Annotated in this window: 23 protein-coding genes; 18 read left to right on the top strand and 5 right to left on the bottom strand. The window is 68.4% G+C overall.

All coding sequences use genetic code 11. The annotated features are described in order from the left end of the window. Positions 1-35 precede the first annotated feature (35 nt). From ACFHYQ_RS11620 to ACFHYQ_RS11610, 3 genes are read right to left on the bottom strand one after another with little or no spacing between them, the layout of a single operon-like run. Positions 36-800, bottom strand: coding sequence for a 3-oxoacyl-ACP reductase (locus tag ACFHYQ_RS11620; RefSeq protein ID WP_394301123.1), 765 nt, complete (start codon positions 798-800; stop codon positions 36-38). A gap of 4 nt (positions 801-804) precedes the next feature. Continuing rightward, entirely contained in the window at positions 805-2,214 is a 1,410-nt protein-coding gene (locus ACFHYQ_RS11615; RefSeq protein ID WP_394301122.1) for an aldehyde dehydrogenase family protein, read from the bottom strand. A gap of 10 nt (positions 2,215-2,224) precedes the next feature. Beyond that, positions 2,225-3,568 (bottom strand): glutamine synthetase family protein, encoded by a 1,344-nt coding sequence (locus tag ACFHYQ_RS11610; RefSeq protein ID WP_394301220.1) that lies wholly within the window; start codon positions 3,566-3,568, stop codon positions 2,225-2,227. A 171-nt stretch (positions 3,569-3,739) separates the two neighbouring features. On the opposite strand from ACFHYQ_RS11610, the gene ACFHYQ_RS11605 reads away from it, so the two are divergent. From ACFHYQ_RS11605 to ACFHYQ_RS11590, 4 genes are all read left to right on the top strand, one after another. Beyond that, positions 3,740-3,874, top strand: coding sequence for an FCD domain-containing protein (locus ACFHYQ_RS11605; RefSeq protein ID WP_394301121.1), 135 nt, complete (start codon positions 3,740-3,742; stop codon positions 3,872-3,874). A 118-nt stretch (positions 3,875-3,992) separates the two neighbouring features. Further along, positions 3,993-4,775 carry a hypothetical protein gene (locus ACFHYQ_RS11600; protein ID WP_394301120.1) on the top strand — a complete coding sequence of 261 codons (783 nt, stop codon included), beginning with the start codon at positions 3,993-3,995 and terminating at the stop codon, positions 4,773-4,775. A gap of 50 nt (positions 4,776-4,825) precedes the next feature. Next, entirely contained in the window at positions 4,826-4,990 is a 165-nt protein-coding gene (locus ACFHYQ_RS11595; protein ID WP_394301119.1) for a hypothetical protein, read from the top strand. Positions 4,991-5,101: 111 nt separating this feature from the next. After that, on the top strand, positions 5,102-5,269 hold the full coding sequence (locus tag ACFHYQ_RS11590; RefSeq protein ID WP_394301118.1) for a hypothetical protein: 168 nt from the start codon (positions 5,102-5,104) through the stop codon (positions 5,267-5,269). Positions 5,270-5,395: 126 nt separating this feature from the next. On the opposite strand, the gene ACFHYQ_RS11585 is transcribed toward ACFHYQ_RS11590, so the two are convergent. Then, entirely contained in the window at positions 5,396-5,767 is a 372-nt protein-coding gene (locus ACFHYQ_RS11585) for an HNH endonuclease signature motif containing protein (RefSeq protein WP_394301219.1), read from the bottom strand. Further along, on the bottom strand, positions 5,719-7,185 hold the full coding sequence (locus ACFHYQ_RS11580) for a DUF222 domain-containing protein (protein ID WP_394301117.1): 1,467 nt from the start codon (positions 7,183-7,185) through the stop codon (positions 5,719-5,721). Before ACFHYQ_RS11580 ends, ACFHYQ_RS11585 begins: the two co-directional genes overlap by 49 nt. Before the next feature lie 1,020 nt (positions 7,186-8,205). Here ACFHYQ_RS11580 and ACFHYQ_RS11575 point away from each other — a divergent pair. The 14 genes from ACFHYQ_RS11575 to ACFHYQ_RS11510 form a co-directional block, all read left to right on the top strand. Next, positions 8,206-9,114, top strand: a complete 909-nt coding sequence (locus ACFHYQ_RS11575; protein WP_394301116.1) for a transposase domain-containing protein — start codon at positions 8,206-8,208, stop codon at positions 9,112-9,114. After that, a complete protein-coding gene (locus ACFHYQ_RS11570; protein WP_394301115.1) occupies positions 9,111-9,380 on the top strand; it encodes a group II intron maturase-specific domain-containing protein in 270 nt (89 codons plus the stop codon). The genes ACFHYQ_RS11575 and ACFHYQ_RS11570 overlap by 4 nt, the downstream gene beginning before the upstream one ends. Positions 9,381-9,600: 220 nt before the next feature. Beyond that, positions 9,601-9,795 (top strand): hypothetical protein, encoded by a 195-nt coding sequence (locus ACFHYQ_RS11565; protein WP_394301114.1) that lies wholly within the window; start codon positions 9,601-9,603, stop codon positions 9,793-9,795. 174 nt (positions 9,796-9,969) lie between these two features. Next, positions 9,970-10,551, top strand: coding sequence for a hypothetical protein (locus ACFHYQ_RS11560; protein ID WP_394301113.1), 582 nt, complete (start codon positions 9,970-9,972; stop codon positions 10,549-10,551). A gap of 345 nt (positions 10,552-10,896) precedes the next feature. Beyond that, positions 10,897-11,712, top strand: a complete 816-nt coding sequence (locus tag ACFHYQ_RS11555) for an alpha/beta fold hydrolase (RefSeq protein ID WP_394301112.1) — start codon at positions 10,897-10,899, stop codon at positions 11,710-11,712. 61 nt (positions 11,713-11,773) lie between these two features. Beyond that, entirely contained in the window at positions 11,774-12,472 is a 699-nt protein-coding gene (locus tag ACFHYQ_RS11550; RefSeq protein ID WP_394301111.1) for an SDR family oxidoreductase, read from the top strand. Positions 12,473-12,675: 203 nt separating this feature from the next. Continuing rightward, positions 12,676-13,611 (top strand): sigma-70 family RNA polymerase sigma factor, encoded by a 936-nt coding sequence (locus ACFHYQ_RS11545; RefSeq protein ID WP_394301110.1) that lies wholly within the window; start codon positions 12,676-12,678, stop codon positions 13,609-13,611. Positions 13,612-14,089: 478 nt separating this feature from the next. After that, on the top strand, positions 14,090-17,104 hold the full coding sequence (locus tag ACFHYQ_RS11540; RefSeq protein ID WP_394301218.1) for a sensor histidine kinase: 3,015 nt from the start codon (positions 14,090-14,092) through the stop codon (positions 17,102-17,104). Continuing rightward, a complete protein-coding gene (locus ACFHYQ_RS11535) occupies positions 17,101-17,520 on the top strand; it encodes a roadblock/LC7 domain-containing protein (protein WP_204016321.1) in 420 nt (139 codons plus the stop codon). Before ACFHYQ_RS11540 ends, ACFHYQ_RS11535 begins: the two co-directional genes overlap by 4 nt. 18 nt (positions 17,521-17,538) lie before the next feature. Next, positions 17,539-17,898, top strand: a complete 360-nt coding sequence (locus ACFHYQ_RS11530) for a DUF742 domain-containing protein (protein WP_204016322.1) — start codon at positions 17,539-17,541, stop codon at positions 17,896-17,898. A gap of 7 nt (positions 17,899-17,905) precedes the next feature. Then, positions 17,906-18,463: a GTP-binding protein gene (locus ACFHYQ_RS11525; protein ID WP_204016334.1), complete on the top strand. Its 558-nt coding sequence runs from the start codon at positions 17,906-17,908 to the stop codon at positions 18,461-18,463. 306 nt (positions 18,464-18,769) lie between these two features. Then, on the top strand, positions 18,770-21,931 hold the full coding sequence (locus tag ACFHYQ_RS11520; protein ID WP_394301109.1) for a nitrate- and nitrite sensing domain-containing protein: 3,162 nt from the start codon (positions 18,770-18,772) through the stop codon (positions 21,929-21,931). Then, on the top strand, positions 21,931-22,353 hold the full coding sequence (locus ACFHYQ_RS11515) for a roadblock/LC7 domain-containing protein (protein ID WP_055479631.1): 423 nt from the start codon (positions 21,931-21,933) through the stop codon (positions 22,351-22,353). Before ACFHYQ_RS11520 ends, ACFHYQ_RS11515 begins: the two co-directional genes overlap by 1 nt. Positions 22,354-22,411: 58 nt before the next feature. Next, positions 22,412-22,720, top strand: a 309-nt coding sequence (locus ACFHYQ_RS11510) for a DUF742 domain-containing protein (RefSeq protein ID WP_394301108.1), incomplete at its 3' end; no start/stop codon positions are given.

The raw sequence follows: 22,720 nt of genomic DNA, 5'->3' as shown, positions 1-22,720 counted from the left end.
CAAGCCTAACGGCTCAACCCGATCTCCGGAACCGTCTATAGCGGGGTGACGTACGCCCCGGAGATGCCCCCGTCGACCAGGAACTCCGAGGCGGTGATGAACGACGCGTCGTCCGAGGCGAGGAACGCCACGGCGGCCGCGATCTCCTCGGCCCGGGCGAACCTGCCGAGCGGCACGTGGACGAGACGGCGCCGCGCCCGCTCCGGGTCCTTGGCGAACAGCTCGCGCAGCAGCGGCGTGTCGACAGGACCGGGGCACAGCGCGTTCACCCTGATGCCCTCGCGGGCGAACTGCACGCCGAGCTCACGGCTCATCGCCAGCACCCCGCCCTTGGACGCGGTGTAGGAGATCTGTGACGTCGCAGACCCCAGGACCGCGACGAACGAGGCGGTGTTGATGATCGAACCCTTGCCCTGCCGCCGCATGTACGGAATGACATGCTTGCAGCACAGGTACACGCCGGTGAGGTTGACCTCCTGGACCCTGCGCCACGCCTCGATTCCGGTGTCCAGGATCGAGACGTCCTCCGGTGGCGAGATGCCCGCGTTGTTGAAGGCGATGTCGATCCGGCCATAGGTGTCGAAGGCGGCCTGGTACATCCGTGTGACATCGTTCTCGTCGGCGACGTCGGCCTTGACGTACAGACCTCCGACCTCTTCGGCGACCTTGGCGCCGGTGACCTCGTCGAGGTCGACCGCGACCACCTTCGCACCTTCCCGGGCGAACCGGTGGGCCGTGGCCAGGCCGATGCCGCTGCCCGCCCCGGTGATGACGGCGACGCGGTCCTGCAAACGCTGCATGTGTCTACTCCGTGCTTGTCCACTCCGTGGAGATGAAGACGTTCTTGGTCTCGGTGAAGGCGGCGAGGGCGTCGGGACCCAGCTCCCGGCCGAGCCCCGATTGCTTGAACCCGCCGAACGGTGTCCAGTAGCGGACGCTGGAGTGGGAGTTCACCGACAGGTTTCCCGCCTCCACGTCCCTGGCCACCCGCAACGCGCGCCCGACGTCTCGTGTCCAGATCGACCCCGAAAGGCCGTACTGCGTGTTGTTGGCGATCTGTACGGCGTGAGCCTCGTCCTCGAACGGGACGACGGTGACGACCGGTCCGAAGATCTCCTCGGTGAACGCGCGGCGGAACGCGGCGTGGCTCCCGCCGGGCTCGATGTCCACAGGATCGAACCCTTCTGGCGCGGTCAGCACCGACGGCGGGAACCAGTAGCCGGGTCCGCTCGGGCATGAGCCCGTGGCGTACACGCCCGCCGGCCCCGTGACGAACGACCTGACCCGGTCCCGGTGCTCGGCGCTGATCAGGGGCCCCATCTGGCTGGCCGGGTCCAGCGGGTCGCCGACCTTCACCTCCTGTACGGCCTGCCCGAGCCGCAGGAGGAAGTCGTCGTAGACGGAATGCTCCACCAGGATGCGCGAGCGGGCGCAGCAGTCCTGCCCGGAGTTGTCGAAAACCGCCATCGGGGCTGTGGCGGCCGCCCGGTCCAGGTCGGCGTCGGCGAAGACGATGTTGGCGCTCTTGCCGCCCAGCTCCAGTGTCACCCGCTTGACCTGCTCGGCCGCCTTCGCCGCGATCAGCCTGCCCACCTCGGTCGATCCGGTGAAGACGATCTTCCGTACATCCGGATGCCCGACCAGCCGGGCCCCGGCGACCTCGCCCTCGCCGGGTACGACCTGGAGGACTCCCTCCGGCAGCCCCGCCTCAAGGGCGAGCTCGGCCAGCCGGAGCGCGGTGAGCGGGGTCCACTCGGCGGGCTTCACGACGACCGTGTTGCCGGCGGCCAGCGCGGGGGCCGCCCCCCACATCATGATCACCATCGGGAAGTTCCACGGCACGATCACGCCGACGACGCCCAGCGGCTCGGCGAACGTGATGTCCACTCCGCCCGGCACGGGGATCTGCCTGCCGTGATCTCGCTCGGGCGCACCCGAGTAGAAGTCGAGCACGTCGCGGACGTTCCCCGCCTCCCAACGGGCGTTGCCGACTGTGTGCCCCGCGTTGGCGATCTCCAGCCGGGCCAGCTCCTCGGCGTGCTCCTCGACCGTGCGGGCGAAGCCGCGCAGCAGCCGTGCCCGGTCACCTGGACTGACGGACCGCCAGGCGGGGAAGGCCCGCCGGGCACGTTCCACCGTCCGGTCCACCTCAGCGGCGTCCGCCATCTCCATCTCGGCGATCGCCTCCTCCGTCGCCGGATTGACTATCTTCACAGCGCTACCCTCAAAGGCGTTCGAACCCCCGATAGAGCTCCCAGTCGGTGACCGCCGCGTCGAAGGCGGCCAGTTCGATCCGGGCGTTGTTGGCGTAGTGATCGACGACGTCCTTGCCGAAGGCGTCGCGCGCGATATCCGAGCCCTCCCACAGCGCGAGCGCGTCACGAAGCGTGGCCGGTACGGTCTCGGCGCCGGCGGCGTACGCGTTGCCGGCGAACGGCTCCTCCAGCGGCAGTTCGAGATCGATGCCGCGCAGCCCGGCGGCGATCATCGCGGCTACCGCGAGGTAGGGGTTGACGTCCCCGCCCGGCACCCGGTTCTCCAGCCGCAGTGAACGGCCGTGCCCGACCAGGCGCAGCGCGCACGTCCGGTTGTCGACACCCCATTTCACCGCAGTGGGCGCGAAACTGCCGGGCACGAAGCGCTTGTAGGAGTTGATGTTGGGCGCGTAGGCCAGGGTGAGCTCGCGCAGGGTGGCGAGCTGACCCGCGATGAAGTGCCGCCCGGCCGTCGACAGTCCGTACGGCTCCGTCCCCGCCAGCACCGGGGTGCCGCCTGCGTCCCGCAGGGAGATGTGGATGTGGCAGGAGTTGCCCTCGCGCGGGTCGGGCTTGGCCATGAACGTGATCGACCTGCCCTCCTGGGCGGCGATCTCCTTGGCGCCGTTCTTGTAGAAGACATGGTTGTCGCAGGTCGTCAAAGCGTCGGCGTACCGGAAGGTGATCTCGTGCTGCCCGAGGTTGCACTCGCCCTTGGCGGACTCCACGTACAGCCCCGCGCCCTCCATGCCGAGCCTGATCTTGCGCAGCAACGGCTCGATCCTGGCGGTGCCGAGCAGCGAGTAGTCGACGTTGTAGAGGTTGACCGGGGTCATGTCGCGGTATCCCCGCTGCCAGGCCTGCTCGTAACTGTCCTCGTACACGCGGAACTCCAGTTCCGTCCCGACCAGCGCGGTCCATCCCCGCTCGGCCAGCCGGGCGAGCTGCGCGCGCAGGATCTGCCGCGGCGAGGCGACGACGTCGGAACCGTCCTCCCACGTCAGGTCGGCCAGCAGCAGGACCGTTCCCTCATGCCACGGCACCCGGCGCAGCGTGGACAGGTCCGGCTTCATCACGAAGTCGCCGTACCCCCGCTCCCACGACGACATGGCATAGCCGTCGACCGTGTTCATATCCACGTCTACGGCGAGCAGGTAGTCGCATCCCTCCGCCCCATGGTCGAGCACCACTTCCAGGAAGTACCGTGCCGCCAGGCGCTTGCCCTGCAGCCGACCCTGCATATCGGTCACGGCGAGCAGGACGGTGTCCACGCGGCCCGCCTCGACGTCGCCGCGAAGCTCCTCCACGCTCAGCACGGGCGCCTCCTGTTCGAGAGGTCTGGCTGCTCAAGAGGTCTGGCTCGCGCCCGGCAACCCAAAAGTCTGGAACCAGACCATTGAGGGCATGCAAGCACTCAGGCGATCCCCTTACCCTCGTCGCAGCTTCATCCAGAGCAGCTTCACCCAGAGTAGATCGAGAGCACGTTGATCGAGCACGCGGTGGCCCAGCACGACGCCATCGTCGCGGCGATCCTCGCCGGCGATCCGGAGGCGGCCCGCCGCGCGGTGGCCGAGCATTCAGCGGGGACGGCCGCCCTGTTGCGCGGCTTCCTCTCCTGATTCGGGCCGCGTATTCGCTGGGGAGCGAGCACCTGCTGGGGGCGGCCAACTGCTTGAGCCGAGCACTTTGGGGTGCACCTTACTATCAGAAGCCGGGGTCTTTGTATGGGGTTTTCGCATGGATGACTGGTTTCATGATCGTGTCGTCGACGGCCACCAACTGCCGCTTCTCTGCTTCTTCGTCGCTCTGATCGTCGCTTTCGTGTTCACGAGGATCAACGTGCGGCTGATCCGGGCGCGGGTGCGGTGGTTCGGCAACGTCAACGTCGGAGAGATGCACATCCACCACGTTGTGTTCGGCGTGATCCTCATGCTGCTCGGTGGGGTGGCCGGCCTGATCCTGGCCGGAGTGTCGACGGCGTGGTACTCGTTCACGGCCGCGGTCTTCGGCGTCGGCGCCGCTCTCGTGCTCGATGAGTTCGCGCTCATCCTGCACCTGCGTGACGTGTACTGGCAGGAGGAGGGACGCACCTCGGTCGACGCGGTTTTCGTCGCGATCGCGGGCACCGGGTTGCTGCTGCTCGGTCTGCGGCCGCTCGCCTGGAGTGAGGCGAACGGAGCGGTGGCGGGGGCATGGCCTGCGGCGACGTTCCTCGTCGTCAACCTCGTCTTCGCGGTCGTCACCCTGCTCAAGGGGAAGATCTGGAGTGGCCTGCTCGGGTTGTTCGTGCCGCCTTTCGTCTATGTCGGCGCGGTGCGCCTGGCCCGCCCCGGATCGCCATGGGCGCGCTGGTTCTACTCAGAGGTGGCCAGGCGGCCCAAACCGAGGCGGATGGCGAGGGCCGTCCGCCGGGAGGAGCGCTGGCGACGCCCCGTCATCCGCGCGAAGATCGCGGTTCAGGAGTTCGTCTCCGGGCGCCACGACCTGCCATCGCCACCCAGACGCATGCAGCGCGGTTAGGTCGTGTCCCGTGATCTTTCTAGCCTCGCTCCAGATTGATGGTGAGCGGCATGAGAATCGCATTGGGAACCATCCCGTTCGGCACCACCGTGGACGAGGCGACCTCGTTCGCCATCCTCGACCGGTTCGTCGAGCGCGGTGGGACGATCACCGACACGGTGAGGACACGTTCAAGTCGGCGAGGAGACGCTGGACTACGTGCGCTCAGAGGGTGATCTGACCATCTGGGTTTACACCTCGCTGCCGGGCGGCGCCTACACGGGCAAGCCGCTGCCGAGCACTACGATCACCCCGGCACCGTACGGAGGCTCGCCGCGCTCGATGAGGTGGCCGGCGAGCTGGGCGCGACCCGTAACCAGGTGGTGCTCGCCTGGCTCCGGGCGCAGGAGATCGTGCCGATCGTGGGAGTGAGATCCGCCACTCAGCTCGACGAGCTGCTCACCGACATCAAGCTCGATGGCGAACCCCTGGTCCGTCTCAATACCCCTGCCTGATCGGAAACCCCGTGGCACGCACCATCGGCCGGGCCCGATTGATGTGTGGGACCGGCCCCAGGCGACGCGGCATGTGTCGTGACGAGTGGAATGACGCCGTGACCACCGTCCGCTACACCGAGGCGGTCACCTGATTCGGCGGCCGTTGCGATAGGGGCCGGTGTAGGTGAAGGCCCATCGGTCGGGGCCGATCTGGCGGCGTATGTAACGGTCGGGGTGCCGGTAGCGGTCCCGGTTGTGATGTTGGCAGGTGGGGCCGAGTTTGGCGAGGTCGGTGCGGCCGCCGTCGCTCCAGTTGTCCACGTGATCGACCTGACACATGCTCGCCGGGAGGGGACAGCCGTCCACCATGCAGGTGGCGTAACGAGCCAGGACGGCGCGACGCTGGGCGGGGGTGGCCAGCCGGACTTTGCGACCCATGTCCAGGACCTGCCCCTGGGCGTTCATGATCAGGCGTATGAGGGTGGAGGTGCGGGCCAGGCGGTGGACGTCGGTGATCGGCAGCAGTTGCCCGGTGGACAGCAGCAGCCCGGGCAGGGCGCGCAGCGCGGCCTGCCATGGCCAGCCCGCAGCCCCGCCAAAGCTGTCGGTCCCGGCAAGGCTGTCGGTCTGTCGCCAAGGCGGCCGCTCCCGTCGTGCCCAGGGCTCCCTCGGCCCTTGTCCTTGCTCCCCCGGCCCTTGCCTTTGCTCCGGCCGCCGATCCCGCTGCCCTCGTTCCGCTTCCAGCCACCGGTCCCGCGGTCCCCGTTCTCGCCCGGCCCGGCAGTGTCCGACCCGGCAGTGTCCGACCCGGCAGTGTCCGGCCCGGCAGTGTCCGGCCCGCTCGCGCCCGGCATCGTCATACATGTCCCGGTTGCCTCCGGCCCGGAGCCCTCACGCTCGACCTTGGGGCCGGGTCTGGCCTCGCCGGGTTCATCTTCCGATCCGGCTTCCTGCCGGGCGGTCTCGCAGCCGTGTTCGGCCTGGTCGGGTGCTTCCCGGCCGGCCTCGATGTTCACGTCACTCTCGTCACGCGACGGGTTACCCTCACCCACCGAAAGATCACCCGGCGCGGTGTCAGCAGGCGCGGTGTCAGCGGGCGCGGTGTCAGCGGGCGCGGTGTCAGCGGGCGCGGGGTCACCGGACGGTGGGTCACCGGACGGTGGGTCGCTGGGTGGAGCGTCATCGGGCACGGTGTCGTCGGACACGGTGTCGTCGGGGAGGGATTCGGCGTTGACCAGCACCAGCAACTCGGCGGTGATCTGCTGCTCCAGCAGCGCGATGAACGCGTCGGCGTTGCGGACCCGAAGCGGCCGCTCGTCGCCCTTGGCTTTGGGCTTGGCGTAGGCGTCGAGCAGGGTGCGCAGCCGGGCGGCGGCCTCCCGCGGCAGGCGGAACTCGCCCTCCATCCCGCCCGAGTCGGTCTCCCGCACCAGCAGGAACCGCGCGTCGTGGTCGGCGTCGACCTCTTTGATCACCCCGTCGGGATCCAGCACGGCCCGCAAATAGCGGCCCGCCTTGGCGATCTCCTCCGGCCCGGCCGCCTCGGCCAACTCCAGCAGAATCGTCTCGGCGTTGGCCGCGTCGGCGTCACTCAGCCCGGCGGTGGCCGCGCAGATCGCCGTCACCACCGCCTCGCTCAGGCTCCCGGCGGCGTACCCGGCCTTCACCTGCGCCAGGCGTTCCAGCTCCATGCCCAGGCCCACCACGCGGTTGGCGACCCGCCGGCTCGTCCCGCACACCGACCGCAGCCAGGTCCTGGTCGAGGCATGCCCGCGCTCACGGGCCGCCCCGGCCGCATGCACCCGCTGGGCACGCACCGCGATCGCCGCCTCCAGCCGATCCCGCGCGAAGATCAGCTCCTCCAACTGGGCCAGACACTCCTGGGGCGCGTCCGGGACCGGGGTCAACGCCAGCGCCAGCGCGGACTCCCGCACCACCGACACCAACGGCCACGACCCCGCCCCAGCCTCTTCAGCCCCCTCAGAATCAACGGTGTCAGCTTCAACACCGTCAGCTTCAGCTTCCTCGCATCCGCCGCGATCAGACACGCAGCCTTCCCCAACTGGAGCGGGCCGTTCACCCTCACCGCTGCCTGTGTCCGTTCGCTGGTCCGCCTGGTCGTCCACATCGTCGTGATCACCAGTGGGGTCGGCTAGGTCGCGGCTATCGAAGCCGTCACCGAGGCACGCGGCACCTGATACACCGTCACCTGATACACCGTCACCTGGCGCACCGTACTGGGACCCAGCGTTCGGGAGCGCGGCGTCCGAGGATATTCCGGGGACGGAGGTGAGCCAGTCACGCCAATCAGACCACTGCCGAGAACGCACCCAACCGCCCGAGGCGCGGGCGGCCGCCGCTGCCTGCACCGCGGCCCACCACCGCGGACCCGGCAGCGTCCCATCCCCGAAAATCGGCAGATCCGGGGGATCTGACAAGTCCGGGCGAGGGTGGACAGTCGCATCCGGGTTGGGGAGGCCTGCGGGCGTTGTGACGCGCGCCTCCGCTGGCTTCATCAGCCACACCCTCTCGAACTCGACACTCCCGTCACTTTCGAAAATCTGTTGGAATTCTCTCACGCATGGCTGAGAAATGGCAACTGTTCTCGTGGTTAAATCCTAAACAAATACGGGAATTAAATGCCGATTGCGTAGAATGTGTCCAATGTTGAGAACGGTCATGTTTGCCGATTGGAGTGCAAGATCACCAAAGGTGTCGGTCGGGTTCAAGGTGATCAGATGTCAACTTCTACAAGATCACGAATGTCGTTCGTCCAGGCCAAGAAGCCAATGTAAGAAAAACTGCAAGATCGCGGCATGGGGGTATGTGGCACCGCCCTTGGTTAAGTGACATATCGATCTCTGTGTCCGTTTCGACGGCAGTGGCATCGTTCGTGCAACGGTTGCCGGCAGGCACAGCGAGTGATCACGGAATAGCAAAACTCCTGGTAGGACATGGGTTGTCGAGACACAGCCCTAACCAGGAGTTTCGTTGTCGCAGTCTGGCACGCTCATGCCCTCTTCGTCCATGCCGATGCCGCTCTCGACGGAGAGGCCGACGTCGATTCCGAGGAGGAACGACAGCGGCGGCTGCTGCGCGAGATGGTGGTAGCCGGGCCGGGAGGTGCGCTCGGTGGCGGAGCGGGGTTGTTGACGCAGGTCGTGCCCGCCGACGCGATCGCCGATGCAGTGCACCGCTCCGGGCATGTCGACCAGCGTCGGCGGACACTGACCGGCGAGGTCATCGCCGCCACCCTGCTCAACCTCGCCATGTACAGCGACGAGGGATACGACAGCGTGGTGGCACGGACCTTGGCACGGAGGGGACTGCCAGGACCGCGACCGCCGGGCGAAAAGACCCCGACCGGGTCGGCCTTGTCGCAGGCCCGCACCGGCTTCCCGGCCGAGGTGATGCGGCTGTTGTTCGACACGCTCGCCCGGCTGGACGGGCCCACCTTCCCGCAGGTGAAGGGGGCGTCGCTGTTCGGGCTGGCGGTGACCGCGTTCGACGGGACCACCCTGGACCTGTCCCATCAGGGGACCGTGGAGCAGGAGTTCGCGATCCCCGACGGCGGCCGTTACCCCCAGGCGCGGGTGGTCACCTTGGCCTACTGCGCCACCCGCCGGCTGCTGGCCGCTGCCGTCGATTCCTACCAGGTGGCCGAGTGCGGCTGCACCCGGCCAAGACCAAGATTGTGTACTGCAAGGACCGTAACCGGCGTCTGGCTCATGAGCAGACGTCGTTCACGTTCCTGGGGTATACCTTCCGGGCCAGGAAAGCACCGAACCGGGATGGGACGAGCATGTTCGCGGCGTTCCTCCCGGCGGTCAGTAAGGACGCCCGCAGGAAGATGGGCGAAGTGATCCGTTCCTGGCGCATCCATCTGCACACCACCACCGATCTGGCGGAACTCGCCCAGTGGATCAATCCGGTCGTCCGCGGCTGGATGAACTACTACGGCAGGTTCTACCGGACCGAGCTCGACGCTCTTATCCGGCGCATCAACACCTACCTGGTGCGCTGGGGGCGACGGAAGTTCAAACGGCTGAGGTCGTTCAAGAAAGCCAAGAGGTGCTGGAACGTCAGCCCGCCCTGTTCGCTCACTGGGCCCTGGATGACCGAGTTCTGACGGATTGGGATGAGACGAGCGGAGTGACGGGAGACTGTCACGCTCCGTTCTGTGGGGGCCCGGGGGTGTGAGATTCCCCCGGGCCACCCGGCGGGTATGTGGGGGCACATGGGGCAACGCGCCTGGATTGGCGATCGTGGGGATCGGCGTCCTGGTGAATTTTGTTGGGATGTGGGGGTATTTACGAGGGGAACAGTGGCTCTGCGGCGGAAGGTGACGAATGGAATCCCGCGAGCAGTTCATGTTCCAGAAGATGGCGGCCGGGCTGAAACAAGAGGCGGCACGCCTGACCGGTGATCGTCTGCTGGCCGCCGAGGCCCGCACAGAGGAGGCCGAGGCCCGGTTGTGCCTGACGTGGTACGACATCGTCGACGCCACCTGGCGCATCCGCCTGCTCTACGGTGTGTCCGGATAGCCGGTCATGGCAGGCATAGCCGGCCGGCTGGGCCGGGACATCGGAGAGGGGACGTAGTGATCACGGTTGAATTGTCCGCTTTCCACCCTTCGCCTCGTCGAGGACGTCCGTGCTGTTCTCGGACGGTACGGTCGGTTGCTCGCCGGTGGTTACGCGCTGCGTGCGCATGGCCGCATGGGTCGGCCAGTCGACGGCCTTACGTTCGCGACCGCGGCCGAGACGCCGCTGGCCGAGGTCGCCGACACGGTAGCGGCGGCTTTACGAACGACCGGGCTGTCGGCCGAAGCCGCGGAGACCGGCTCGCGAATGGGCCGCGTGGCCGTCACAGACGAGATCACCGGGCGGATGTGCGAGGTGAATCTGCTCCGCGAAGCCCTGCGGGACCGGCCTTCCATCGTCGAACCATGCCCTGTGGTGGGTCTCGACGACGCGGTTGGTCTCAGGGTCAGGGCGCTCCACGGCCGCGGCCTGGCACGAGACTTCGTCGATGTGGCCTCGGTTTCCGACCTGTACGGCTTCCGCACGCTCGAACGGCTCGGTGCCCGGCACGACGACGACTGGCGTACGGAGGACCTGGCCGAACGGCTGGAAACAGTCGATCTCCTGGCGGACGAGGTGTTCGCCGAATGCGGCCTCGATGAGGAGTGGATCGCCGAAGTGCGCCGTTTCGCCTACGCCTGGGTGGAGGACATCAAGCTCCGCAGGGTCGATGACGGCGACGCCGAGTTCGACGTGGACATCCCCGAGGTGGATTGAGCCTCCCAGTCGGGCTGACCTGCCCGTGGGAGCGTCGTGAGCAGGGCTTACACCGGTCAACAGCTTGTCCCGACCGAGGACCGGGAAGTTCCGGAGTGCGTTACCTCTCCTTCACACCGCGGCGGGCGCGCGTGCGGGCGCGCCCGGACCCGTGGTCTGAGGCGGGGCGCTCCGTTGGTGTCACACCGGGGCGCCCCGCCGCTCTCCTTTCTTGGTTCTCCTGTCTCAGCTCTCCTTACCTGTCGCGTAATCGCCTGCTTTTCCGGGTTCCACCAGACTCCGACATGTGCCGTACGAGTGGCCGTACGAGCGACGGAACCACGAGGAGAGTGTGAGGAGCCGGAGATGTTCTTCGAGACCCCGGATGGGACCCGCCTGGCCTACGAGAGCTATGGCAGGGGTGCGCCAATCCTGTTCGCCGCGAGCTGGGCACTGAGCGGCGACATGTGGGAGTACCAGATCCAGTTCTTCGTGGAACGCGGGTACCGGTGCATCACACTGGACCGGCGCGGGCACGGCCGGTCCGATCGGCCGTCCGACGGCTACGACCTGGACGCCTCCGCCGATGACATCGCGGCGCTGATCGAACACCTCGACCTGTACGAGGTGACGCTGGTGGGACATTCGGCAGGCGGTGCCGAGTTGGCCCGCTACCTGGCCAGGCACGGAGACGGCCGGGTCGCCCGCGTCGCGTTCATCTCCGCCGTGCTGCCTTTCCTGAAGCGGACCGATGACAACCCGGAGGGCGCTCCCGAAGCCGCGCTGCGTGCCACGCTCGCCGAGTTCAGAACCGATCGGCCCAAGTGGTTCGCCAAGCAGACGCAGATATGGTTCGCCACCCACCTCGGCAACGACGTCTCGCCCGCGCTCATCGACTGGATGCTCGCACAGTGCCTGGCCACGTCACCGTGGGCGACGGCGCGGCTCTTCGAGGCCGCCTTCCACGCCGACCATCGGGCCGCGCTGCGTGCGATCACTGTGCCCGTGCTCGTCGTGCACGGTGCCGCGGACGCCTCGGCACGCGTCGAGATCACCGGACGCCGTACGGCCGCGCTCGTGCCCGGCAGCCTCTACCGGGAGTATCCGACGGCCGGCCATGGCCTGTTCGTCACGCACGCGGACGAGCTCAACGACGATCTGCTCGCCTTCATCAAGGGCTGAGTCCGGCGATTTCCAGGGGACTAACCGGAGATCCTCCGGCCTGAGATTTAGAGTGAGGATCATGTCGCGACCCACAGCTTTGATCACGGGAGCCTCGCGGGGGGTGGGCGCCGCGATCGCCCGGACCCTGGCCCCCACACACGCCCTACTGCTCGGCGGGCGGGACCGCGCCGCGCTCGACCGGGTCTGCGCCGAACTGCCGGACGCCCGCCCCTGGGCGGTGGAGCTGTCCGGGTTGGCGCCGTCCGACGTCGCGGGGATCGAAGGTCTCGACCGGCTCGACCTGCTCGTGCACAGTGCCGGGATCGCCCGGCTCGGTCATCTCGCCGATACTCCGGCAGAGGTGTGGCGGACGTCCTTCGAGATCAACATCGTAGCGGTGGCGGAGCTGACCCGGCTGCTGCTTCCCGCCCTGCGGGCGGCACGCGGCCATGTGGTGCTCATCAACTCGGGGGCCGGGCGGCGGGCCAACGCCGGCTGGGGCTCGTACGCGGCGAGTAAGTTCGCGCTGCGAGCCTTCGCCGACGTGCTGCGGGAGGAGGAGTGCTCCAACGGCGTACGGGTCACCACGATCTATCCCGGACGAGTGGACACCGACATGCAGCGGGACGTACGGGCCCAGGAGGGAGGTCCCTACCAGCCGGAGCGGTATCTTGACCCCGATTCGGTGGCGAAAGCGGTGCTCGCCGCCGTCACGGCGACGCCGGACGCCCATGTCACCGAGATCACGGTACGGCCGGTCGCCGGTCCAACGCGCTGATCCGCATCGTTTGGGCCGCCTCTGCCCGGGTAGTCGGGGGTTTTCCGGGGACCGCATCCTCCTTGGGGAGGAATCGAAAACCATTCCCCGGTCGTATTAATTTACGGAATCTTTGCCACGGACAATTCGTTGGTCGGGTCAGGAGCCGGGGGAGCCGGATCCGCACAGTGCACATGGTCGCGCGGTGGAAGAGGTGCCAGCGAATGGCGACGGGGAATCGGACGCAGGACCGGCAAGTCTCGGACCGGGACCTGCTCGGGACCTACCTGATCGAGATCGGGCGGGTCCCCCTGCTGACCGCGGAGCAGGAGGTGGAGCTCGCCAAGCGCATCGAGGCCGGGCTCTTCGCGGAGCAGTTGCTCGACAGCGGCCGGGCCGAGCCGAAGATCAAGGATGCGACGGATGAGGAGTTGGAACGCATCGCGGTCTCGGGGCGCCGCGCCAAGGACGAGTTCATTCAGGCGAACCTGCGACTCGTGGTGGCGGTGGCCAGGAAATATTCAGGCCGGGGGATGCCGCTGATCGATCTGGTCCAGGAGGGCAACCTCGGTCTGGTCCGGGCGGTGGAGAAGTTCGACTATCGGCGGGGGTACAAGTTCTCCACCTATGCCACGTGGTGGATCAGACAGGCCGTCGGCCGCTCGATTCACGAGCAGGCGCGGCCGGTGCGGCTGCCCACGCACGCGGGGGAGCAGATGACCCGGCTGATGCGGGTCCGCAGGGACATGCTGGCCGAGTTCGACACCGAACCGTCCGACGCGGAGCTGGCCGAGGTGCTCGACCTGCCGATCGAGCGGGTGCAGGAGCTGCGCCGCTGGGCCAGCGACCCGGTGTCGCTGCAGCTCGGTGTGGGTGATGAGGACGAGACCGAGCTCGGTGACATGCTCGCTGACGACACCTGGGCCGACCCCGAGGAGCAGGCGATGGCCACACTCGACAAGGAATGCCTGGAGGACTGGCTGACCGGGCTGGAGGGTCAGGTCAGCGAGATGCTGCGCTGGCGTTACGGCCTGGTCGACGGCCGTGAGCACACTCTGACCGAGGTGGGGCAGCGTTACGGCATCGGTCGTGACCGTGCCCGGCGGCTGGAACGCGACGCGCTCTCGCGTCTGCGCAAGATGGCGACCGCCGCCGCCTGAGCCGCTGAGCTCCGCGAGCCGCTGAGTCAGATCGCAAGGACGCGCACCCGGGGAGGGTGCGCGTTTTCGCGTCTCGGCGGGCATGTGCCCGCGATCCTCAGGAAGAGCTTCGGGGGGTCCGGCGCGCTCGGACCGGAGCCCCGGGCGGCGCGGGCTTGACGTCGAGAGTCCGCTCCCGAGAGACTCTGGGCGCAAAGAAACAGAAATGTCATCTTGCATGGGGGATTGTACGGGGGCCTGTCGTAGACAGGCATAGACGGGCAACTGCGGTCGCCGGACGCGGAGACTGCTGTCGGCTGCTGTGAAGGCGGATCGGGCGAAGATCCTCTTACCTGTTCGTAACGATTACGTGGCGCAACCGGGGCAGGGGCACCTATCCGCGTGACCTTGTGGTCGAATTGTCCCGCTTGTACAGCTATGTCACTCATGCTGTCAGAACGCGTGAAGGCAGGCCGAAAAGATGGCGGGGCCGGTGAGCATGGAGAAACCGAAGACCGACAATCAGGGGTGGCAGCGCCGTCTGGCGCTGCGTAACTGGCGGGTGCCCACCCGCCTGACCGCCCTGATCGTCGCTCCGACGCTCGTCGCCGTGCTCGTCTCGGGCCTGCGTGTCTCCCAGTCGATCGAAGACCTCGGCCGCTACCAGGTGGCCAGATCCGCCGCGGAGTACTCCGTACACCTGCGCGACTTGGCCGAGCAGCTCGCGCTGGAGCGGGACATCGGAGCCTGGGGCGGTCCCCTTCGGCGCAAGTTCAACGTCGACGGGCAGACCGAGCTGACCCGGTCGCAGCAGCGGGCGGTCGTGGATCCGCTGGTCACCCAGGTGAAGGCCGATCTCGAGAAGATCGCCGAAGACTTCGGACGGCGTGCCGCCGATCAGGCGCAGCAGGTCGGCAACCGGCTCACGAGCCTTCCCGAAATGCGTGAGGACGGAGACCCCGGTAGCTACTCCACCCTGATCGACGGCATCCTCCGGTTGCAGGACGAGATCAGCGAGGCCGGCGTCGTGCTCGAGTTGACCGGCGGTATCCGCGCGCTGAACGCACTCGCCCACCTGAAGGAGGAGGTGGCCCTCCAGCGGTCGCTGCTGACCAAGGAGTTCAAGGAGCGAAGGCAGACCTTCACCGCCCCCGAGCTTCAAGGCATCCTCGCCTCCCAGGCGCGACAGCAGGGTTATCTCACCACGTTCAACCGAGAGGCACCGCCGGAGGAGAGCCGCCGCCTGTCGGCGCTCCTCAACCAGAAGGACATCGTGGACGTCGACCTCACCAGGTCGTGGGCGGTGACGCTGGGACTCCAGGGCCACTCCCTCGCCAGGTACGTCGGCCGGGAAAGGCTGCTCCAGCGCTGGTTCCAGCACAGCACCAAGGCGATCGAGCAGATGGCCGCCGTCGAGCAGCGGGTCTCGTCCCTCGTGCTCGACCGAGCCCGGCAACTGCAGTCCAGTGAGCAGCGCAACGCGGTGACCGCCGCGATCATGATTCTGGCCCTCCTCGTCCTGGTCATCGTCACCACCGCGCTGATCGCGCGATCGATGGTGCGTCCGCTCCGGCGATTGCGGGCGGAGGCGCTCGACGTGGCCGGGCGGCGGCTGCCCGACGTGGTGCGGCGGATGCGGGAGTCGGACGAACCCGACCGTGAGCAGCCGATCCAGGGGATCGTCATGGACAGCGATGACGAGATCGGCGAGGTGGCGCAGGCCTTCGACGAAGTCCACGCCCAGGCGCTTCGCCTGGCGGCCGAGGAGTCCCGACTGCGTTCCAACGTGAACGCGATGTTCGTGAACCTGTCGCGTCGTACGCAGACGCTCGTGGAGCGGCAGATCTCGCTGATCGACGGTCTGGAGCGAGGCGAGGAGGACGGTCAGCGGCTGGCGGACCTCTTCAAGCTCGACCATCTGGCCACTCGCATGCGCCGAAACAGTGAGAACCTGCTGGTCCTCGCCGGGCACGAGCCGCCGCGGAAGCGGAGCAGGCCCGCGCGCCTGGTCGACGTGGTCCGTGCCTCGCTCTCGGAGGTCGAGGACTACGAGCGCGTCACGGTCAAGGTGCACCGCAGCATCGCCGTTGCCGGTCACGCCGCCAACGACGTGATCCACTTGATCGCGGAGCTCGTGGAGAACGCGATCGCGTTCTCGCCGCGCAACACCAGGGTCGTCGTGTCGAGCAGCCCGGTGGAGGGAGGCGCGGTCATGCTGGGCGTCAGCGACGCCGGGATCGGCATGTCCCTCGAGGAGATCGCGGAGATCAACCGGCGCCTCGCGGAGCCGCCGACAGTCGATGTTTCCGTCGCCCGCCGGATGGGCCTGTTCGTGGTCGGACGTCTCGCGCTCCGGCACGGCATCCGCGTCCAGCTCCGGCGGGGTGACGGCGCCGGGGTCATCGCGATGGTGCTCTTCCCCGCACAGCTCGTCTCGGACGCCGACCAGCCGTCGCCCATGGCCCCCCCGGCCCCGGGTGGCCAGCTTGGAGGCGGCCCGTTCGGAGGCGGCCCGGCCAGGGGGAACCAGGGCGGCACCGCCGGCCCGCCCGCCCGGCAGCCGTTCGCCGAGCCGGTTCCCGGTGGCAACGCGTTCCAGCCCTGGGGGGCGGCGGGAGGCGGCAGCGGAACCAGGGGCAGTGGCGGCATGGGTGGCGCCGGGGGGAACGCGCCGACAGGCATCGGGCGCAGGTCGTTCCAGACAGCTGAGAACGCCACGGGTGGCGACGCCGGGACGTTCGCGCCGTTCGGTGCGCCGACGCGGGACATCACCACGACTCCGCCCTTCGGCACGCCGGTCCCGCCGCCGTCCGCCGATCCGTACGGGACGCCCCCCGAGCCGTTTTCGGCTCCACAGCTCGCCGAGCCCTTCGGGGCTCCGCCCTACCTGGGCACCCCGGCCTTCACCGAGCATTCGGGTGTCTTCCCGGTCGAGGATCCGGCCTCGGTCACCGGGCCTCTCCCGGCGGTGAACGACACACCGCTGGAGCGTGGGGACGAGTTCCTGCCGATCTTCGCATCGGTCGAGTCCGCATGGTTCCAGCGCCCGACGCCGAGCCAGACCGCGCAGCCCGCTCAGGCCGCGCAGGCCGATCCGAGGGCGCAGGCCGATCCGGCGGCGGGCCGGCGGGACGCGTCGCCGCAGGAACCCGCCGCACAGGGTTCGCCGGTGTTGGGCTCGCCCATCTCCGGATCGGCGGATCCGCAGATGGGCGAGCCGGAGGGAGGATGGTGGTCCCGGGCCGACAGCGGCTTCCAGGCGGCGGCCAGTGCACGGGATCCGCAGCTCGGCGGCGTCACGGCCGCCGGGTTGCCCAAGCGGACGCCTCGGGCCAATCTGGTCCCCGGCTCGGTGGGTGCGGCGGAGAGCGCGTCACCGGCTCCGCGTCCCGCGGTGTCGGCCGAGGCGGTTCGCAGCCGCCTGTCCAGCTTCCAAAAGGGCGTACGGCGGGGCCGGGCCGAACTGGCCGACGGACCCGCCGATGGGTCGGGTAACGAGGAGGAGGGCTCGTGACTGAGCTGAGCGTGGAGGTACGCAGATTCGACTGGCTGATCACTGAGTTCGTCAGCTCGACGCCGGGCGTGGCGCACGCGGTGGTGGTGTCGGCGGACGGTCTGCGGCTGGCCCAATCGGACGGTTTTCCGCCCGACCGGGCCGACCAGCTCGCCGCCGTCGCCGCAGGGCTGCTCAGCCTCACCGCGGGTGCCGCGAGGGTGTTCGAGGGCGGACCGGTAACGCAGACGGTCGTTGAGATGCAGCGCGGTCTGCTGCTCGTCATGGCGATCAGCGACGGGTCGTGCCTGTCGGTGCTGGCCTCGCCCGACTGCGACATGGGCCTGGTGGCCTACCAGATGACCCTGCTGGTCGAGCGTGCCGGTCAGGTGCTCACCCCGGCACTGCGCGCCGAACTCCAGACCTCTCGCCGGTAACGGGCAGGGGAGGCGGGTATGCGCGCGGGTGACGGGGCGGAGGACGAGCCTCTGTTCCGTCCTTACGCCGTCACCGGTGGACGATCCGAGCCGCGTTACCACATGGCGATGGAAACCCTCGTATCATCGGTGACCTTGAAGAGCGATGATTATTCCCTGCTCACCCCAGAGCAGGAATCGATCATGATGCTATGTCGTTCCGTACGATCGGTCGCGGAGGTCTCGGCGCTGCTCCGGGTCCCCCTCGGCGTGGCCCGCGTGCTCATCGCCGACATGGCCGACGAGGGTCTGGTGCGCCTGCACATGCCGCAGCTCGAACAAGGGCAGCCAGACCTCAACCTGCTCGAAAGGGTGCTCAGTGGACTACGCAGGCTCTAGTCGTGGGCTGACCTCGACGAAGATCGTCGTGGCGGGTGGGTTCGGCGTTGGGAAGACGACCTTCGTGGGTGCCGTCTCCGAGATCCTCCCGCTGACCACCGAGGCCGTGATGACCGACGCCAGCGCCGGCATCGACGACCTGGGCCTCACGCCGAACAAGACGACGACCACGGTCGCGATGGACTTCGGCCGGCTCTCGCTGGATCAGGACCTGATCCTCTACCTGTTCGGGACGCCCGGCCAGCATCGGTTCTGGTTCATGTGGGACGACCTCGTTCGGGGTGCGATCGGCGCGGTGGTGCTGGTGGACAGCCGTCGGCTGGCTGACTGCTTCCCCGCCATCGACTACTTCGAGGAGGCCCAACTGCCGTTCCTGGTCGCGCTGAACGGCTGGGACGGTCAGTACCTCCACTCGGAGGAGGAGGTGCGGGAAGCCCTGTCCCTGCCTCCGCACGTGCCGATCGTCCGTACGGACGCGCGCTCCCGGGATGCGGTGAAGTCGACCCTCATCAGCCTGGTGGAGTATGTGCTGACGGTCAGGGCGGCCTACGGCCGCGCCTACTGATGCGATCTTCTCGTCAGCCCGTGCGGAGAAGCGCGACCCCGCGGACCGCCGTGCCCGGATGATCCCCACAGGTGGCGGGCGTGGCCGACGAGGCACAATTTGCTAATCAAGCCTGTCCGATATTTAGTTAATTAAGGTCATATACGTGCCCGGTTGGGCTGTTTGTGCACGGGTGTTCGGTTGGCCTCCCCGGTGTCGGTGTGCTGCAATTACCCTCGCCTGCAGGACGTCTCAACTGTCACGACTGCGCACTCGTCGAGAGACACTCCCCCCTGCGCGCACATACGGCGAGAGGTTGCTAAGCCTGTGAGGACACAAGACCCCCGGACCGACGAGAGCCCAGGGACCGGGGTTCCGGCTGAGCAGGAGCCAGATGAGGGAAGCCGGTTCCATCTGCGCAACTGGCGGGTGCGGTCCCGGCTGGTGGCGCTGATCCTCATTCCGACCCTGGCGGCCCTGCTGCTCGGTGGTCTCCGGGTGGTCGCCTCCCTCGACACCGCCGCCGGGTACCAGCGGGCGAACGACCTGGCCCGCCTCGTGGAGAGCGTGGCCGGGCTCACCCACGAACTGCAGGCAGAGCGGGACCGGGCCGTCTGGAACGCTGCCATCGGCAGACCGGCGAAGGCCGTCGCGGCGGTGAACGTGCAGATCAAGCTGGCGGATACGGCGCTCGCCGATGTACGCAAGCTCGCCACGGATGCGCGTTCCAAGGTGGGCGATCACGCCGGCGACGAGGTCGAGCACATCCTCGCCAAGCTGGACAGCCTGGAGCCGTTGCGTAAGCAGGCGGTGGAAGGCAGCCTGCTTCCGAGTGCGGTCCTCGAGCAGTACTCCCTCGTCATCGAGAACCTTCTCGCGCTGCAGGACGAACTGGCCAAGGGCGCCCAGGACGACCGGCTCGCCGCCATGTCGGTCACCCTCTCCGCGCTCGCCAGGGCCAAGGAGAGCGCCTCGGTGCAGCGCGGTCTCCTCACCACCGTGCTCCCGGCCAGGCGGTTCGAGCAGGCGCAACTGCAGGACTTCCTCGGCGCCATGTCCGCTCAGGACCGCGAGTTGCGGGACTTCCGCAAGAGCGCGTCCCGCGAAGAACGGGCCGACTACGACTCGATTGTCACCGGCGACAAGGTCGACGACGCCGAGTTCCTCCGTACGCTCGTGCTGGACCGGGCCAACGCCGGTTTCCCGCTCAACGGTCTCGACCTCACCGCACGCGACGACATCCGCAGATGGTTCGACGCGATGACCCAGCCGATCAACCGGATGCGCACGGTCGAGGCCAAGCTGAATTCGTCGATCGTCGCCAGGAGCCAGGTGCTCAAGGACGACGAGCAGCGGCGTGCCCTGATCGTGGCCGGGGCCGTGGGTCTCCTGCTGCTCATCGTGCTCGCCATCACCACGGGCGTCGCCCAGTCGCTGGTGCGGCCGCTGCGCCGGTTGCGCGGCGAGGCGCTGGAGATCGCCGGACACCGGCTGCCCGGCGTTGTTCAGCGGCTCCGGGAGGCCGGCGACACCGGGGAGACCCCGCACATCGCGCCCATCGGGGTGGTGGCTCGCGACGAGATCGGGGAGGTCGCGCGGGCGTTCGACGAGGTCCACCGCGAGGCCGTACGGCTGGCGGGCGACGAGGCGCGGCTGCGCAGCAACGTCAACGCGATGTTCGTGAACCTGTCGCGTCGTACGCAGACGCTGGTGGAGCGGCAGCTCTCGCTGATCGACGGTCTGGAGCAGAGCGAGCAGGACGAGCGGCGGCTGGGCGACCTGTTCAAGCTCGACCACCTCGCCACCCGCATGCGGCGCAACAGCGAGAACCTCCTGGTCCTCGCCGGCCAGGAGCCCGCCCGCCGCTGGGGTCAGCCGGTGCCGATCGTCGATGTCGTCCGTGCCTCGCTGTCCGAAGTCGAGGGGTACGAACGAGTCGACGTTCAGGTCCAGCCCGGCGCCGCGGTCCTCGGACAGTCGGTCAACGACGTCGTCCACCTGGTGGCGGAGCTGGTCGAGAACGCCGTCTCGTTCTCCCCACGCGAGACCAAAGTCATCGTCTCGAGCAACCGCATCGACGGCGGTGGACTCATCATCTCCATCAGTGACCGCGGGATCGGCATGACCTCCGAGGAGCTGGCGCAGACGAACCACCGCCTCGCCAACCCTCCGGTCGTGGACGTGTCGGTGTCCCGCCGGATGGGCCTGTTCGTGGTCGGCCGCCTGGCCCTGCGCCATGGCATCCGTGTCCAGCTGCGCCAGCAGGACGTCGGCGGGCTGACCGCGATGGTGCTGCTGCCCGAGTCGCTGCTCGCCCACCAGGGACCGGCGTTCCCGGGCGTGGCGGGGATACCGGGTGCCCTGGACACGTCCGGTGACATGAGCATGCCCGGGCAACTGGGCATGTCCGGGCAACTGGGCATTTCCGGACAGCCAGGAATCCCTGGACAGACGGGCATGCCGGAGCCGACCGCCCCGAGCCCCTTCGAGCCCGCGTCGCGGCCGCCGATGTTCGGAGCCGACGCGCCTGGCCTGAATACCCCCGGCGTGGGCACCGCCGGGCCGGGGACCCCACGTGGCGACTCCTTTGAGCGTGGTCCGTTCGAGAGCGGGCCGTTCGAGCGTGGTCCGTTCGAGAGCGGGCCCTTCGGGAGCAGCCCCTCGGGACGGAACTCCGGCGCTTCGAGCTCCACTGGCCCGGTCTCCCCGTCGAACGATCCGTTCGAGACGACGAAGTTCGACTTCGACGTGAATCCTGCCGACAGCAACCCGTTCGACACCAACCCCTTCGCCCGCGGCCAGATCGGGGAGGCTCCCCTGGACACGCCCTGGCCGGGGCACCTCCCCCCTCCGGGCAGCACCTCCTGGCCCGGTCTGCCCGCTCAGGACCGGATCGGCGTCGAGAGCGGCATCGAGAGCAGCACCGGGGGCGAGTGGCCGGGATGGTCCGGACGAGGGGCGTTCGAGGGTGACATCGATCACACCGGGCCGCTCCCCGTGGTCCGCACGTCGCCGATGGAGGCGGAGGAAGAGTTCTTGCCGATCTTCGCCGCCGTTGAGTCCGGCTGGTTCAGGAAGGTCGACCTCCCCGACGAGAAGAGCGACTCCGACGACACCCCGGCCACCAAGGCGTGGTCGTCCCCGGCGGACTCCGGCTGGCAGGCGGCGAAGGCCGTGGCCGAGCCCACGCTCGGTGGGGTCACCGCCTCCGGGTTGCCGAAGCGGGTGCCCAAGGCCAACCTGGTCCCCGGCTCCGCCACGGCCCCGGCCTCCGCTCCCGTCCCCGCCGAGCAGGCGAGTGCCGCCGCGGCGACCACGCCGCCGCCCGCCCTTTCGCCCGAGCGGGTGCGCAGCAGGCTCGCCAGCTTCCAGCAGGGTGTACGGCAGGGCCGCGCGGTGGCGCGTGGAGAGGCCGACGAGGACCAGCCATACCCTGGGGCGGCGCCGCTGGGCGATCCTGCTGCCCAGGAGACTGAGAAGGAGGACTGATGAGGGAGATGAGCCAGGCCGCGCGCGGCGTCAACTGGTTGATCACGGATTTTGTGAACAATGTGCCCGGTGTGGCCCACGCCGTGGTGGTGTCCTCGGACGGTCTGCCGCTGGCATTCTCTGACGGGTTTCCCAAGGATCGGGCCGATCAGTTGGCGGCGGTAGCGGCCGGTCTGATCAGTCTGACGCAGGGTGCGTCCCGGGTGTTCGAGGGCGGGGCGGTGACGCAGACGGTCGTCGAGATGCAGCGTGGGCTGTTGCTGATCATGTCGATCAGCGACGGGTCGTGCCTGGCGGTTCTGGCGGCGGCCGATTCGGATATGGGCCTGGTGGCGTACCAGATGACGTTGCTGGTGGAACGGGCGGGGCAGGTGCTCACTCCCGCGGTGCGGGCCGAGCTTCAGTCGTCTCATCCGAGGTGACAGACCGGGTGTCCCCGGCGAGTACGGCCGTTAGCAACGACGAGGTCAGGAGGACGTGGTGGCAGGCGGTTGGACCAACGAGCCCTATCCGCCGGTGGACGATGCCCACCGGCACTACGGGGGGGCGAACCCTGCCCCGTCCTCGGCACGGCCGGAGCAGCCCAGCAGCTCTCTGGTTCGCCCATACGCGGTGACCGGGGGGCGTACGGCACCACGTCTCCAACTCGCGATGGAGGCGCTCGTGTCGTCCATCACTCTGGCCAACCAGGACCTTTCCACGCTTACCCCGGAACGGCAGGCCATCTGCTCGCTGTGTCGTCAGGTGCGGTCGGTGGCGGAGGTGTCCGCGTTGTTGCGGATGCCGCTG

The sequence above is a fragment of the Sphaerimonospora cavernae genome (assembly GCF_042435035.1).
GTDB lineage: Bacteria > Actinomycetota > Actinomycetes > Streptosporangiales > Streptosporangiaceae > Sphaerimonospora > Sphaerimonospora cavernae.
The sequence above is the reverse complement of the archived record's forward strand: the minus strand, read 5'-3'. Positions and strand labels throughout refer to the sequence as shown.